Here is a 14,348-nt window from a genome sequence, read left to right on the forward strand (position 1 = left end):
GGTTCATTCATCGGCCGATTCGCGACCGATCGCCACGACTCGGCGGCTGGACACCTGGGTCAGAGGTCTTGGACGAGCATGATCTCGTCGCGGTACTCGCCGGGGGCGACCAGGATCGCGCGCGGATGACGGCCGACGACGCGGTAGCCGAGCGGCTCGTAGAACTTCTCCAGGCCCAGGCCGTCGCGGATCGTCAGCTGGAGTTGCTCCAGACCGAGATCGACGGCCGAGCCGCGCAGCCCTTCCATCAGCAGGCGGCCGGCACCGTTGCCCTGGTGCTGGGGATGGACCATCACGCGCAGCACCGTGCGCCAGTGCGGTTGCAGGGCGCTGCCCCGCGTCACCAGCAGCCCCATCCCGACGTACCGCTCCCCGTTGTGCAGTACGCCGAGCACGTCCAGGCCGGCCGCGACCCGGCCGAGCGCCTCGTCCAGCGTCTCCGCCACCTGTTCGACCGGCGCGGGCGCAGTGAAGCCGACCGCGCCACCGGCATCCGTGGCCGTGATCCACGTGTCCAGCAGATCCGCCCGCAGCGCCGGGTCCAGAGCCTCGTCCGGCTCGACCTCCACGTACTTCACTCCACCTCCAGATGCGACTCAGTTGCAGATACTCTACGACTGCGCATCGAGGGTGTGGCGGGGTGGGACCGCGGTGAGCTTGTCGGGGTTGCGGACCAGGTACAGCTCGGTGATCAGGCCGTCGGTCATGTCGAAGAAGGCCACGGTGTCCGGTACGTCGCCGTCGTACGCGATGGCCGCGGTCTCGCCGTTCAGCGTCCCCATCCGGATCTCGAAGTCGGGGTTCTCCGCGATCACCGCGAACAGCCAGCGGACGATCTTCGCCGCGCCGCGGATCGGCCGGAGCGCCGCCTTCTTCTTGCCGCCGCCGTCGCTGATCAGCAGCGCATCCGGCGCCAGCAGCGACACGACCTGCTCGAAATCGCCGGTCCCGGCGGCCGCCATGAACCGCACCGTCAGCTCGCTGTGCCGTGCCTTGTCGACATGATGCCGCGGCCGGCGCGCCTGCACGTGTTCCCGGGCCCGGTGGGCGAGTTGCCGGACCGCGGTCTCCGACCGGCCGAGCGTGTCCGCGATCTCGTCGTACGGGAGATCGAAGACCTCGCGCAGTACGAACGTCGCACGCTCGAGCGGCGAGAGTGTCTCGAGGACGACCAGCATCGCCATGCTGACCGAGTCCGCGAGCTCCACGACCGCCGCCGGGTCCGCGTCGGGTGCCGCGAGCTCCGGCGACATCGGCTCGGGCAGCCAAGGCCCGACGTACTGCTCCCGCCGGGCCTTCTGCTCCCGCAGCCGGTTCAGCGCGAGCCGCGTGGTGATGCGGATCAGGTACGCCCGCGGGTCGCGGATGTCGCCGTGGTCGATCGCGGCCCACCGCAGCCAGGCCTCCTGGACCACGTCCTCCGCGTCGGTGACACTGCCCACGACCCGGTACGCCGCTCCCACCAGGACCGCCCGATGCTCGTCGAACTCACGAGCGAGTTCTTCGCCGGCGCGACCCGGCTGATCATCGGTCACGTGGCCGGCCTCAGCTCGCAGAACTCCTTGAAGCCCTGGCTGGTGAGGCCGAGCGCGGCGTTGCTGCGGGACCGGAAGTTCTCCAGTGAGACCAGCGCCGTGAGCTCGACCAGCTGCTCGTCGGTCAGGTCTTGGCGCAGGCGCTCGACCTGCTCGTCGGTGACCGTTGGCGGGGTCACCGTCATCGCCTCGGCGTACTCCATCACCGCGCGCTCCAGATCCGTGTAGACGTCGCTGTCCCGCCACCCTGGCACATCGCGCAGCTTCGCCGGGTCGACACCCTGGTGGTGGAACTCCCAGTAGCCGAAGTCCATGCACCAGCTGCAGCCGATCTGCGCCGACGGCATCATCACCGCGAGCGCCTTGAGTGTCGGATCCAGCTTGTTCCATCGGGCGGCCGACCCCTCCAGCAGCATCGTCGACACCAGCACCCGCCGGTTGTGCAGCGCCACCTTCGCCGGGTCCGGCACCTTGCGGTACATCCTCCGGCTGCTCCACTCGACCATCCGCACGAACCACGTCTTGCGGTGCTCCAGCTCGATCCGGGCCATCCCGTCCTCCCTCAGGTCGTCGTCACCCTTGCGGACACGCGGGACCCACCCGGCCGTGACATGACGTGTGTCACAGGCCAGGATGGACAGGGCGGCGCACCGGACTCGGTTGGATATTTTTCCAAGCCATGGCATACTCATTCACATGAGCGTGAAGGTGGCGGTCGCCGGTGCCAGTGGGTATGCAGGGGGTGAGCTGCTCCGGTTGCTGAGCGGGCACCCCGAGGTGGAGATCGGCGCACTCACTGCCGGCGGAAACGCCGGTACGCCGCTCGGCGCGCACCACCCCCAGCTCGTGCCTCTGGCCGGGCGCACCCTGGTCGAGACCACGGCGGAGACGCTGGCCGGTCACGACGTGGTGTTCCTGGCCCTGCCGCACGGACAGTCAGCCGAAATCGCCGAGCAACTCGGCGAGGACGTCACCGTGATCGACTGCGGCGCGGACTTCCGGCTGACCGAGGCCGAGGTGTGGGTCGAGTTCTACGGCGGCGAGCACGCCGGCTCGTGGCCGTACGGACTGCCGGAGCTCCCGGGGCAACGGGACAAGCTCCGCGGGTCGAACCGGGTCGCCGTACCGGGGTGTTACCCCACCGTCTCCACCCTCGCGCTGCTCCCCGCCGTACAGCAGGGCCTTGTCGATCCCGGTCAGCTGGTGGTGGTCGCGGTCAGTGGGACCTCCGGCGCGGGCAAGGCGCCGAAGCCGCACCTGCTCGGCGCCGAGGTGATGGGCTCCGCCTCCGCGTACGGCGTCGGCGGCACCCATCGGCACACCCCGGAGATCGAGCAGAACCTCATGCCGTACGCCGAGCAGCCGGTGAGCGTCTCGTTCACCCCGGTGCTCGTGCCGATGTCGCGGGGCATCCTCGCCACCTGCAGCGCGCCGGTTGCCGACGGCACCGATCTCGCGACGCTGCGGCAGGCCTACGGGGATGCCTACCGCAACGAGCCGTTCGTGCACCTGCTCCCCGAGGGGCAATGGCCGCAGACGCAGGCCACCCTCGGTGCCAACACAGTGCAGCTGCAGGTCACGCTCGACCAGCGCACCGGTCGCGCCGTGATCGTGGCCGCGATGGACAACCTCACCAAGGGCACTGCCGGCGGCGCCGTGCAGTGCATGAACCTGGCCACCGGACTCGACGAGACCCTGGCCCTTCCCCTCATCGGAGTTGCACCGTGACGCTTGCTGTCACCCCGTCCACCCAAGTCGATCGGAGCGCCGGGGTCACCGCGCCGGCCGGCTTCCGTGCGGCCGGGGTGATCGCGGGGATCAAACCGGCCGGCACGCCGGACCTCACCGTCGTGGTCAACGACGGGCCACACGACGTCGCCGCCGGTGTCTTCACCACCAACAAGGTGAAGGCGGCGCCGGTGCTCTGGTCCCAGCAGGTGCTTACCGCCGGTAAGTTGAAGGCCGTCGTGCTGAACTCCGGCGGCGCCAACGCCTGCACCGGACCGGAGGGCTTCCAGGACACCCACAAGACGGCGGAGAAACTGGCCGAGGTGCTCGGGGTCGGGGCGGCCGAGATCGGGGTCTGCTCGACCGGCCTGATCGGCGAACGGCTGCCGATGTCGTCGCTCATCCCAGGCATCGATTTGGCTGTGGCCGCCCTTGGTGATGCGCCGGAGCACAGCCTGGCGGCGGCGACTGCGGTCATGACGACCGACAACGTGCCGAAGCAGGCTGTGCTGAAGCACTCGGACGGCTGGAGCATCGGCGGGTTCGCGAAGGGCGCCGGCATGTGCGCGCCGAACATGGCGACCATGCTCAGCGTGATCACGACCGACGCCGTACTCGATCAGCCGCACCTCGACCACGCGCTGCGCAACGCGGTTGGCAAGACCTTCAACCGGCTCGACGTCGACGGGGGAACGTCGACCAACGACACGGTGTTGCTGCTGAGCTCGGGGGCGTCCGGAGTCACCGTCACGCCGGAGGCCTTCGAGGCCGCGCTGACAACGCTCGCCGCCGACCTGGTGAAGCAGTTGCAGGCCGACGCGGAGGGCGTCACCAAGCACGTCAGCATCACCGTGCGGAACGCCGCCACCGAGGCCGAGGCGCTGGCCGCCGCCAAGGTCGTTGCCGAGGACAATCTCTGCAAGACCGCCTTCTTCGCCTCCGACCCGAACTGGGGCCGGATCGCGATGGCGGTCGGCAACGCGCCGACCGCGTTCGACCCGTCGCTGCTTGACATCACGCTGAACGGCGCGCCGATCTGCGTTGCCGGCGGCAAGGGTGTCGACCGGTCCGAGGCGGACCTGAGCGGCTTGGAGATCGACGTCGTGATCGACCTGCACGCCGGCCCAGCCTCAGCCACCGTGCTCACCACCGACCTGTCCCACGCGTACGTCGAAGAGAACTCGGCGTACTCCTCATGAGCACCAGTCACGCGGATGCGGTGGAGAAGGCTGCGGTCCTGACCGAGGCGCTGCCCTGGCTGAAGCAGTTCCACGGCAAGACGGTGGTCGTCAAGTACGGCGGCAACGCGATGGTCGACGACAAGTTGAAGCGGGCTTTCGCGGAGGACATCGTCTTCCTCCGGTACGCCGGGGTCCGGGTCGTCGTCGTCCACGGCGGCGGGCCGCAGATCAGCGACATGCTCGGCCGGCTCGGCATCGACAGCGAGTTCCGCGGCGGGCTGCGGGTCACCACGCCCGAGGCGATGGACGTCGTCGGCATGGTCCTGGTCGGCAAGGTCGGCCGGGAGCTGGTCGGGCTGCTCAACGCGCACGGCCCGTTCGCGGTCGGCATGTCCGGTGAGGACGCCGGCTTGTTCACCGCGGAACGTCGTTCCGCGCTGGTTGACGGCGAGTCGGTCGACATCGGACTGGTCGGCGACGTGGTGCACGTGCGGCCGGAGGCGGTGGTCGACCTGATCGACGCCGGCCGGATCCCGGTGGTGTCGACGATCGCGCCCGACGAGGACGGCCAGGCGCACAACGTCAACGCCGACACCGCGGCGGCCGCGCTGGCCGCCGCGCTCGGCGCCGAGAAGCTCGTCGTGCTGACCGACGTGGCCGGGTTGTACCGGAACTGGCCGGACAGCGACGAGATCATCACCCAGATCGACACGACCGAACTGGCCGAGCTGCTGCCCAAGCTGGCCTCCGGGATGGTGCCCAAGATGGAGGCCTGCCTGCGCGCGGTCGAGTCGGGCGTCTCCCGGGCGACCGTGATCGACGGCCGGGTGCCGCACTCGCTGCTACTGGAAATCTTCACCGACGCCGGAAGTGGGACCCAGGTGATTCCGTCATGACCGAACTGCTCACTGTCGACGGCACCCAGGCAGCGCTCACCGAGCGCTACACGGGCGCGCTGATGAACACGTTCGGCGCGCCGAAGCGCGTGCTGGTGCGGGGCGAGGGCGCCTACCTGTGGGACGCCGACGGCAACAAGTACCTCGACCTGCTCGGGGGGCTCGCGGTGAACTGTCTCGGCCACGCGCACCCGTTCGTGGTGTCCGCGGTGACGTCGCAGCTCGCGACCCTCGGCCATGTCTCGAACTTCTTCGCCTCCGCGCCGCAGATCGCGCTGGCCGAGAAGTTGCTCGGTCTGTTCGATGCTCCGGGCAAGGTGTTCTTCACCAACTCGGGCACCGAGGCGAACGAGGCGGCGTTCAAGATCACCCGGCGGACCGGCCGGACCAAGATCGTCTCCACCGTCGGCGCGTTCCACGGACGGTCGATGGGCGCGCTCGCGGTGACGTGGAAACCGGCGTACCGCGAGGCGTTCGCGCCGCTGCCCGGAGACGTGGAGTTCGTCCCGTACGGCGATGCCGACGCGTTGGCGGCAGCGGTCGACGACGAGACGGCGGCTGTCATCCTGGAGCCGATCCAGGGCGAGAACGGCGTCGTCGTACCGCCGCCGGGGTACCTGAAGGCCGCGCGGCGGATCACCTCCGAACACGGCGCGCTGCTGTGGATCGACGAGATCCAGACCGGGATCGGCCGGACCGGGACCTGGTTCGCGTACGAGACCGAGGGGATCACGCCGGACCTCGTGACGGTGGCCAAGGGCCTCGGCGCGGGGATCCCGATCGGTGCCTGCATCGGGCTGGGCGCCGCGGCGGAGCTGCTGCAGCCGGGCAACCACGGGACGACGTTCGGCGGCAACCCGGTCGCCGCGATCGCCGGCCTGGCGGTGCTGACCGTGATCGAGCGGGACGGGCTGCTGGCGCAGGTGAATGCTGTCGGCAACCACCTTGCCTCGTCCATCATCGCGCTCGACCACCCGTTGATCGCCGACGTCCGCGGCCGCGGGATGCTGCTGGCGATCGAGCTGACCCAGCCCGTGTCGGACCAGGTGGCCGCGCGGGCGCTGGAGGCCGGGTTCGTGATCAACAACCCGACTCCGAACGCGTTGCGGCTGGCGCCGCCGTACATCCTGAGCAAGGCTGATGCCGACAGTTTCGTTGCGGCCCTGCCCGGGCTGCTCGATCACGTGGAGGCGGCATGACTGTCCGGCATTTTCTCCGCGACGACGACCTGAGCCCGGTCGAGCAGGACGAGGTCCTGACGCTCGGACAGCAGCTGTCCCAGGACCGCTACGGGCACCAGCCGCTGGCCGGGCCGAAGACGGTCGCGGTGATCTTCGACAAGACCTCGACCCGGACCCGGATCTCGTTCGCGGTCGGGATCCCCGAACTGGGCGGCGTACCGCTGATCATCGACGCGCAGACCTCGCAGATGGGGCGCGGCGAGCCGATCGCCGACACCGCGAAGGTGCTGGACCGGCAGGTCGCGGCGATCGTCTGGCGGACGTCCGGGCAGAGCCGGATCGAGGAGATGGCGTCCGCGTCCCGGGTGCCGGTGATCAACGCGCTCACCGACGAGTTCCACCCGTGCCAGATCCTCGCCGACCTGCTCACCGTGCGGCAGCACAAGGGCACGACGGCCGGGCTGAAGCTCGTGTACCTCGGTGACGGCGCGAACAACATGTCGCACTCGTACCTGCTGGGTGGCGCGACGGCCGGGATGCACGTGGTGGTGGGTTCACCGGCGGAGTACCAGCCGGACCCGGCCATCCTGGCTCGCGCCGCGGAGATCGCCGCCGAGACTGGTGGCTCGGTCGCCTGGACTGCGGATCCTTTCGCAGCCGTCGATGGTGCCGATGTGGTCGCCACCGACACCTGGGTCTCGATGGGGCAGGAGGCGGAGGCGGGCGCGCGGGAGGCGCCGTTCGTCCCGTACGCCGTGACCGAGCAGCTCATGTCGAAGGCTGCGGCCGATGCGATCGTCCTGCACTGCTTGCCGGCGTACCGGGGCAAGGAGATCGAGGCGGCCGTGATCGACGGACCACAGTCGGCCGTCTGGGACGAGGCCGAGAACCGGCTGCACGCCCAGAAGGCGCTGCTGTCGTGGCTGCTGGCGAGGAGTTTCGGCGCATGAACGAGCGAAGCGAGTTCATCATCAAGCACAGCGCGCCTCGTGTCCCATCCGCGCCCGGAGCGAAGCGAGGACGTGGATGAGCGTCGTCGTACCGACCACGAAGACGGCGCGCCAGCAGCGCATCGTCGACCTGCTCGGCCGGCAGCCGGTGCGATCGCAGACCGAGCTGGCCGACCTGCTCGCCGCGTCCGGACTGGTCGTCGGCCAGGCCACGCTGTCCCGCGACCTGGTCGAGATCGGTGCGGTCAAGGTCCGCGACTCGTCCGGCCAACTCGTGTACGCCGTACCAGGCGAAGGCGGCGACCGTACGCCGCGAGCCGGTGAGGCTGCCGCTTTCGAATCGCGCCTGGCCAGAGTCGCGTCCGAAGTCCTGGTGTCGGCCGAGGGCAGCGCGAACCTGGTCATCCTCCGCACCCCGCCGGGCGCGGCGCAGTACTTCGCGTCGGCCATCGACCACGTCGGCCTCGACGACGTACTCGGCACCATCGCCGGCGACGACACGGTGATGGTCGTGTCCCGCAACCCCACCGGCGGCCCCGCCCTCGCCACCCGCTTCCTGTCCCTGGCAGCCCGCGAACCCAAGTAAGGAACTGTGAGTTGAGTACCGGAGAAGGTGTGGCCCTGTGGGGTGCACGGTTCGCGGGAGGGCCGGCGGATGCGCTGGCAGCGCTGAGCAAGTCGACGCAGTTCGACTGGCGGCTCGCGCCGTACGACATCGCCGGGTCGAAAGCGCACGCCAAGGTGCTGCACCGGGCCGGATTGCTGACCGACGAGGATCTGTCGGCGATGCTGGCCGGTCTGGACGGGCTGCTCGACGACGTGCTGGCCGGGAAGTTCCTGCCGGCTGAGGACGACGAGGACGTGCACACGGCGCTCGAGCGCGGGCTGCTCGATCGGCTGGGGGCCGAGTTGGGCGGGCGGCTGCGCGCCGGCCGGTCGCGGAACGACCAGGTCGCCACGCTGTTCAAGAGCTACCTGCGCGAGCACGGCCGCGTCATCAGCCGGCTGGTGCTGGAGCAGGTGAACACGCTCGCCGAGCAGGCGGAGAAGCACCTCGGCGTCGCCATGCCGGGCCGGACCCACCTGCAGCACGCGCAGCCAGTCCTGCTCTCGCATCACCTTCTCGCGCACGCCTGGCCGCTCATCCGTGACCTCGACCGGATCGCCGACTGGGACGCTCGCGTCGCGGCCGACTCGCCGTACGGATCGGGTGCGCTGGCGGGGAGCTCGCTGGGCCTCGACCCGCAGTTCGTCGCCGTCGAGCTCGGCTTCACCGACTCGTCGGCGAACTCGATCGACGGGACCGCCTCACGTGACTTCGTGGCCGAGTTCGCATTCGTCACCGCGCAGATCGGCGTCGACCTGTCCCGGCAGGCCGAGGAAGTGATCATCTGGGCGACGAAGGAGTTCGGCTTCGTCGAGCTGGACGACGCGTTCTCGACCGGGTCGAGCATCATGCCGCAGAAGAAGAACCCGGACATCGCCGAACTCGCGCGGGGCAAGGCGGGCCGGCTGATCGGCAACCTGAGCGGTCTGCTCGCCACCCTGAAGGCGCAGCCGCTCGCCTACAACCGTGATCTGCAGGAGGACAAGGAGCCGGTCTTCGACTCCATCGACACGCTGGAGGTGCTGCTGCCGGCGTTCACCGGGATGATCCGGACGCTGCGCTTCAACGCCGAGCGGCTGGAGGAGCTGGCGCCACAGGGCTTCTCGCTCGCGACCGACATCGCGGAGTGGCTGGTCCGGCAGAAGATCCCGTTCCGGGTCGCTCACGAGCTGGCCGGCGCGTGCGTGCAGGAGTGCGAGAAGCGCGGGATCGAGCTGTGGGACCTGACCGACGAGGACCTTGCCGCGATCTCGCCGTACCTCACGCCGGAGGTCCGCTCGGTGCTGACAGTCGAGGGCTCGCTGGCCTCCCGGAACACCCGCGGTGGCACGGCGCAGGAACGCGTCGTCGAACAACTCGCGGAGCTTCGAGCCCGGGTCACGGCTCACAGCACTCGCCTCGGGTGACGGCAGTTTCTGTCGGCCCGTTCGCTTAGGGTGCTGCGCATGCCCGTACGCCGCTCGCTGCTCGCGGATCCCGTCCTCGAAGTGGCTCCGAAGCTCCTCGGCATGGTCCTGCGCAGTACCTCCGACGAGGGCACTGTGGCGGTCCGCCTCACCGAGGTCGAGGCGTACGACGGGCCGAACGACCCCGGCTCGCACGCGTACCGGGGTCAGACCCCGCGCAACGCGGTGATGTTCGGGCCGCCGGGCTTCCTGTACGTCTACTTCACCTACGGCATGCACTTCTGCATGAATGTCAGCGTCGGCCCGGAAGGTCAGCCGTCAGCCGTCCTGCTCCGGGCCGGCGAGATCGTCGAGGGCATCGAGCTGGCCCGCGTACGTCGCGGTCCGCTGGAGACCCAACAGGTGAAGTTCAATCAATCCGGCGTTCGGCCGGGGCCGGTCGTCAAGCGTGCGAAGGTGAACCCGGACCGCGACCTGGCGCGTGGGCCGGCGCGGCTGTGCGTTGCCCTCGGCATCGGCCGGGACCACAACGGCGTCGACCTGCTGGGCAAGGGGTCGAGCGTGCAGCTGCTGCCCGGACCCGGTTTCGACGGCGAGCCGTCCACCGGTCCTCGGGTCGGTCTCCGGGAAGCCGCCGACCGCAACTGGCGGTTCTGGATCCCCGATGACCCGACGGTCTCGCCGTACCGGCCGCACGTGCCGAAGCGTCGGGCTTAGCGTTTCGCCAGCTCCAGCACGTGGTCGAGTTGGGGGAGTCCGTGCTCGACCTCGGGGTCCGGGAACAGACCGATGTGGTGCACCCCAGCCGCTTCCAGCGCCTGGATGTGCGTGGCCGCGTCGTCCAGCGTCCCGATCGCGCCGATCTCGGTCCACCAGTCGGTCGGCATCCCCACGAGACCTTCGGCGCCTGACTCGTCGTACAGCTTCTTCATGTCCGCGAAGAATGGCAGCGCGGTCACCCCGGGGTGGTTGTCGTTGATCCGCCACCCCAGCCACGGCGCCGTCCACTCGTAGGCGACCTTGCGGTCGCTGCGGATGCACATGGCGCTGAAGACCGCGACCACGAAGCCCTCCGGCGAGCCGGCGTACTCGACCGACTGCCGCACGTATGGCGGAGTGGCCGGCTCGGCGAGGACGATGCCGCCACCGACGCGGCCCGCGAGCGCCATCGACTTCGGTCCCATCACGCCGAGCAGGATCGGCGGCGGCACGGCCGGAGGCGCGTCCAGCTTCACGTCGTCGAGGTACACCGCCTTGCCTTGGAAGCTCACGTTCTCACCGGCGAGGAGCCTGGTGACCGTGGTCGTCACCTCGTCGAGCGTGGTGAGCGGCGACTTCGGGCGGACGCCCATCTGCGCCATCCACTCCTGCACGCCATGGCCGATGCCCGGCAGGAATCGGCCTGGGCCGAGCGCCTCCAGCGTGGCGAACTCCATCGCGGTGACAGCCGCCGTACGCGCCACCGCCGGCACGATGCCGAGGCCGACCGTGAGGCGCTCGGTCGACGTCAGCGCGGCCGAGACGAGAGACGGTCCGGCCGTGTAGAAGCAGTCCTCGATGATCCACAGTTCGTCCGCGCCGCCGGTGTCCAGGCGGCGGGCCACGTCGGTCACCAGGGCGGCGGGAAATGTCCGCGGGAAGCACATCCCGACAGCGGCTGAGGTCTGTGTCATGCGAAGACCTTAGGAGGCGGCTCCGACAGTTCTCCAGTGGCTTGCGAGCAGTTTGGTAAAGGTCGTCCCGCGCCGCCGGGGGAGCAGGCGTAGGGGACCTTGGTCCGGGTAGGTTCGGAGTATGGCCCGTCCGCACTACGCGTCCCGTCTCGAGGACTGGTTCAACATCGGGGTGCAAGCGGTGCTGCGGCGGCGCGGCTGGCGGGAGCGGATCATTCCGCACGTCGGCTACGGCACGTCGGATTTCGTCCGGGTGATGGCCCGGGTCGTCCTCGGTCGCGATCCGCGCAACCAGCCGCGGTACGACGAGGACCAGGTGATGCGTGGCTGGCGTGTCTTCGTCACCGCGCCGGCGACCAAGGTGGCGGTGACCGTCACCGTGGGCGGGCAGACGTTCGACGCCGTCACGGACCGGGGCGGATTCGTCGACCTGACCGTGCCGGTGGTGCTGCCGCCGGGGTGGCACGAGATCGACCTCGGCGTGCACGGCGACCGGCAGGCGCGGGCGCGGGTGTTCGTGCCCGACCCGGACGCGACCTTCGGACTGGTCAGCGACATCGACGACACGGTGATGCTGACGATGCTGCCGCGTCCGATGATCGCGGCCTGGAACACGTTCGTCCGGGACGAGCAGGCCCGGCGCGTCGTACCGGGCATGGCCCAGATGTACGACGAGCTGCTCGCGGACCACCCGGGTGCGCCGATCTTCTACCTGTCCACCGGCGCGTGGAACACGGCTCCGACGCTGACCCGCTTCCTGGCCCGGCACGGGTACCCGGTGGGCCCGTTGCTGCTGACGGACTGGGGGCCGACCAACACCGGATGGTTCCGCAGCGGGCAGGAGCACAAGCGGACCGCCCTGCGCCGGCTGGCCAAGGAGTTCCCGAACGTCCGCTGGGTCCTTGTCGGCGACGACGGCCAGCACGACCCTCAGCTGTACGGCGACTTCGCGCAGACGCACCCGGATCACGTTCGTGCGATCGGCATCCGTCAGCTCACGCCTGCTGAGCAGGTGCTGTCGCACGGTCTGCCCGTCCCCAACCCTGACCCGGGTGCCCACGACCCACAGCGCCCGACAGCCGCCACAGTCCATGGCCCCGACGGGCATGCGCTCCGTCCGCAACTCCGCAGCGTCCTCACCCGCCCGGAACCCACCTGACCCCGGCACCCCGTCGTACAGGACACTTGTAGCTGACCGTCGTACTCGAGGAGAGACAAGTGACCGACAGCGGGACCGAACGCCGTACCCAGGTGCTGGACGACCTGGAGACTCGCGGCCTGATCGCGCACTCCACCGATCCCGACGCCCTCCGGGCGGCCATGGCGAGCGGACCGATCACCTCCTATGTCGGCTTCGACCCGACGGCACCCAGCCTGCACATGGGTAACCTGCTGCAGCTCCTGACGCTGCGCCGCCTCCAGCTCGCCGGCCACAACCCGATCGGCCTCGTCGGTGGCGCCACCGGCCTGATCGGGGACCCGAAGGAGAGCTCCGAGCGGGTGCTGAACCCGAAGGACGTCGTCCACCAGTGGGTCGAGAAGGTCCGCGCCCAGGTGGAGAAGTTCGTCGACTTCGACACCGCGCTGCCGAACCCGGCCCGGATCGTCAACAACTACGACTGGACCAAGGACCTCAACACGCTCGACTTCCTCCGCGACATCGGCAAGCACTTCCCGGTGAACCGGATGCTCGGCCGTGAGGTGGTGAAGGCCCGGCTGGAGCAGGGGATCAGCTACACCGAGTTCAGCTACGTGCTGCTGCAGTCGCTGGACTACCTGGAGCTCTTCCGGCGCTACGGCTGCACGCTGCAGACCGGGGGGAGCGACCAGTGGGGGAACCTGACTGCCGGTGTGGAGCTGATCCGCCGTACTGAGTCGGGCAAGGCGCACGCACTGGCCACGCCACTGGTGACGAAGGCCGACGGGACGAAGTTCGGGAAGACGGAGTCCGGCAGCGTGTGGCTGGACCGGGAGCTCACCTCGCCGTACGCGTTCTACCAGTTCTGGTTCAACGCCGACGATCGCGATGTGATGCAGCTGGTGCGCTTCTACACGTTCCGTACGGCGGAGGAGATCGCAGCGCTCGAGCAGGCGACAGCCGAACGCCCACAGGCCCGCGAGGCCCAACGGCTCCTCGCAGAGGACGTCACCACGCTCGTGCATGGGGAGGACGAGACCAGACGGGTGCAGGAGGCGTCCAAGGCGCTCTTCGGTCAGGGGGAGCTCGCGTCTCTGGACGGCTCCACACTGGTCGCCGCACTCCGCGAAGCGCCCCACGTCGAACTCGGCGCCGGCGAACCGATGCCGACGTACGTCGACCTGCTGGTGAAGTCAGGCCTGGTCGCGAGCAAGTCCGCGGCCCGACGGACAGTGGCCGAAGGTGGCGGCTACCTGAACAACGAGAAGGTGAAGGACGCCGAGTACGTGCCGGGGACGGATGACCTGCTGCCGGGTGGCGTGCTGGTGCTGCGGCGCGGGAAGCGTTCGTTTGCAGGGGTTCTGGCGTCGCCGGCGCAGGGCTGAGGTGGCCGGCTCCACTCCCACATCTGGGTTGCCGAGGGCAAATTACAGCCGTGTGATTCAGCCCACCGGAATCCGATTTGACCGGCTACCTGCGAGCCACGTAATGTTCTTCTTGTTGGAGCGAGGCGCGGGACGCGAAAGCGGCCGGTCGCTCCGAACCCCCCAAGGCTAGCTGAGCCGAACCGTGTCGTCTGACCCGGGGCGGTAGCTTGGATGCGGGTGGAAGGTCAGAAAAATTGGGTCTTGACCCGGTGGTTCTGATCCGGTAAGGTAGCGCAGGTTGCCCCGGGGTCCTGGCTGAGAAGCCCGGACGCGGTGTGCGCCCGATTTTTGAGAACTCAACAGCGTGCCGAAAGTCAATGCCGAAAGATGCATTAACCCCGTTCATGGGCTTCGGATGATCTGCTGCTAGGGATGACTCCTTGTGGGTTGTTTTTGGTGGGTGGTTGTTTGTTGTCTGTGGCGGATTCCTTTGAAATATTTCTGGATTCAAAGTCAGTTTGATTTGTTTCTGATTCAAAGGATCACTCGATGTGTTGACTCACCAGCCTTTTTGGTTGGTTTGTCTATATTTTTCAACGGAGAGTTTGATCCTGGCTCAGGACGAACGCTGGCGGCGTGCTTAACACATGCAAGTCGAGCGGTAAGGCCCCTTCGGGGGTACACGA

General features: G+C 68.9%; 14 protein-coding genes and 1 rRNA gene. 11 read left to right on the forward strand and 4 right to left on the reverse strand.

All coding sequences use genetic code 11. From position 1 onward, the window contains the following. Positions 1-59 precede the first annotated feature (59 nt). The 3 genes from ACGFH6_RS42465 to ACGFH6_RS42475 are packed head-to-tail and all read right to left on the reverse strand — an operon-like array spanning position 60 to position 2,086. Positions 60-578, reverse strand: coding sequence for a GNAT family N-acetyltransferase (locus ACGFH6_RS42465; protein WP_393396612.1), 519 nt, complete (start codon positions 576-578; stop codon positions 60-62). Between the two features lie 33 nt (positions 579-611). Next, a complete protein-coding gene (locus ACGFH6_RS42470; protein ID WP_393396615.1) occupies positions 612-1,535 on the reverse strand; it encodes an RNA polymerase sigma-70 factor in 924 nt (307 codons plus the stop codon). Then, a complete protein-coding gene (locus tag ACGFH6_RS42475) occupies positions 1,532-2,086 on the reverse strand; it encodes a carboxymuconolactone decarboxylase family protein (protein ID WP_393396617.1) in 555 nt (184 codons plus the stop codon). The genes ACGFH6_RS42470 and ACGFH6_RS42475 overlap by 4 nt, the downstream gene beginning before the upstream one ends. 145 nt (positions 2,087-2,231) lie before the next feature. Here ACGFH6_RS42475 and argC point away from each other — a divergent pair, with 145 nt between their 5' ends. From argC to ACGFH6_RS42515, 8 genes are all read left to right on the forward strand, one after another. Then, complete coding sequence (argC, locus tag ACGFH6_RS42480) at positions 2,232-3,263, forward strand: N-acetyl-gamma-glutamyl-phosphate reductase (protein ID WP_393396619.1); 1,032 nt, start codon at positions 2,232-2,234, stop codon at positions 3,261-3,263. Next, complete coding sequence (gene argJ, locus ACGFH6_RS42485; protein ID WP_393396621.1) at positions 3,260-4,462, forward strand: bifunctional glutamate N-acetyltransferase/amino-acid acetyltransferase ArgJ; 1,203 nt, start codon at positions 3,260-3,262, stop codon at positions 4,460-4,462. Before argC ends, argJ begins: the two co-directional genes overlap by 4 nt. Beyond that, the gene (argB, locus tag ACGFH6_RS42490; RefSeq protein ID WP_393396623.1) at positions 4,459-5,340 is read left to right on the forward strand and encodes an acetylglutamate kinase; all 882 of its coding nucleotides are present in this window, start codon (positions 4,459-4,461) and stop codon (positions 5,338-5,340) included. Before argJ ends, argB begins: the two co-directional genes overlap by 4 nt. After that, positions 5,337-6,539 (forward strand): acetylornithine transaminase, encoded by a 1,203-nt coding sequence (locus ACGFH6_RS42495; RefSeq protein ID WP_393396625.1) that lies wholly within the window; start codon positions 5,337-5,339, stop codon positions 6,537-6,539. Before argB ends, ACGFH6_RS42495 begins: the two co-directional genes overlap by 4 nt. Beyond that, entirely contained in the window at positions 6,536-7,471 is a 936-nt protein-coding gene (argF, locus tag ACGFH6_RS42500) for an ornithine carbamoyltransferase (protein ID WP_393396627.1), read from the forward strand. The genes ACGFH6_RS42495 and argF overlap by 4 nt, the downstream gene beginning before the upstream one ends. Positions 7,472-7,547: 76 nt before the next feature. Beyond that, positions 7,548-8,057 carry an arginine repressor gene (locus ACGFH6_RS42505; protein ID WP_393396629.1) on the forward strand — a complete coding sequence of 170 codons (510 nt, stop codon included), beginning with the start codon at positions 7,548-7,550 and terminating at the stop codon, positions 8,055-8,057. Between the two features lie 11 nt (positions 8,058-8,068). Next, positions 8,069-9,484 (forward strand): argininosuccinate lyase, encoded by a 1,416-nt coding sequence (argH, locus tag ACGFH6_RS42510; RefSeq protein WP_393396631.1) that lies wholly within the window; start codon positions 8,069-8,071, stop codon positions 9,482-9,484. Between the two features lie 39 nt (positions 9,485-9,523). Next, the gene (locus ACGFH6_RS42515; protein ID WP_393396633.1) at positions 9,524-10,201 is read left to right on the forward strand and encodes a DNA-3-methyladenine glycosylase; all 678 of its coding nucleotides are present in this window, start codon (positions 9,524-9,526) and stop codon (positions 10,199-10,201) included. Here the strand turns inward: ACGFH6_RS42515 and ACGFH6_RS42520 are convergent. Next, entirely contained in the window at positions 10,198-11,157 is a 960-nt protein-coding gene (locus ACGFH6_RS42520; RefSeq protein ID WP_393396635.1) for an LLM class flavin-dependent oxidoreductase, read from the reverse strand. The two genes, ACGFH6_RS42515 and ACGFH6_RS42520, sit on opposite strands and share 4 nt — an antisense overlap. A 121-nt stretch (positions 11,158-11,278) precedes the next feature. On the opposite strand from ACGFH6_RS42520, the gene ACGFH6_RS42525 reads away from it, so the two are divergent. The 3 genes from ACGFH6_RS42525 to ACGFH6_RS42535 all read left to right on the forward strand — a co-directional run. Then, positions 11,279-12,316, forward strand: coding sequence for an App1 family protein (locus tag ACGFH6_RS42525; protein WP_393396637.1), 1,038 nt, complete (start codon positions 11,279-11,281; stop codon positions 12,314-12,316). A 59-nt stretch (positions 12,317-12,375) separates the two neighbouring features. Further along, positions 12,376-13,680, forward strand: a complete 1,305-nt coding sequence (gene tyrS / locus ACGFH6_RS42530) for a tyrosine--tRNA ligase (RefSeq protein ID WP_393396639.1) — start codon at positions 12,376-12,378, stop codon at positions 13,678-13,680. 575 nt (positions 13,681-14,255) lie between these two features. After that, positions 14,256-14,348 (forward strand): 16S ribosomal RNA (locus ACGFH6_RS42535); the annotation flags it as partial.

The organism is Kribbella sp. NPDC049227 (assembly GCF_043197265.1).
GTDB lineage: Bacteria > Actinomycetota > Actinomycetes > Propionibacteriales > Kribbellaceae > Kribbella.

Coding starts and splice junctions, on each gene's coding strand:
- ACGFH6_RS42475 (WP_393396617.1), bottom strand. CDS start 2,086: ATGGCCCGGATCGAGCTGGAGCACCGCAAGACGTGGTTCGTGCGGATG.
- argC (WP_393396619.1), top strand. CDS start 2,232: ATGAGCGTGAAGGTGGCGGTCGCCGGTGCCAGTGGGTATGCAGGGGGT.
- argB (WP_393396623.1), top strand. CDS start 4,459: ATGAGCACCAGTCACGCGGATGCGGTGGAGAAGGCTGCGGTCCTGACC.
- ACGFH6_RS42495 (WP_393396625.1), top strand. CDS start 5,337: ATGACCGAACTGCTCACTGTCGACGGCACCCAGGCAGCGCTCACCGAG.
- argF (WP_393396627.1), top strand. CDS start 6,536: ATGACTGTCCGGCATTTTCTCCGCGACGACGACCTGAGCCCGGTCGAG.
- ACGFH6_RS42505 (WP_393396629.1), top strand. CDS start 7,548: ATGAGCGTCGTCGTACCGACCACGAAGACGGCGCGCCAGCAGCGCATC.
- ACGFH6_RS42515 (WP_393396633.1), top strand. CDS start 9,524: ATGCCCGTACGCCGCTCGCTGCTCGCGGATCCCGTCCTCGAAGTGGCT.
- ACGFH6_RS42520 (WP_393396635.1), bottom strand. CDS start 11,157: ATGACACAGACCTCAGCCGCTGTCGGGATGTGCTTCCCGCGGACATTT.
- ACGFH6_RS42525 (WP_393396637.1), top strand. CDS start 11,279: ATGGCCCGTCCGCACTACGCGTCCCGTCTCGAGGACTGGTTCAACATC.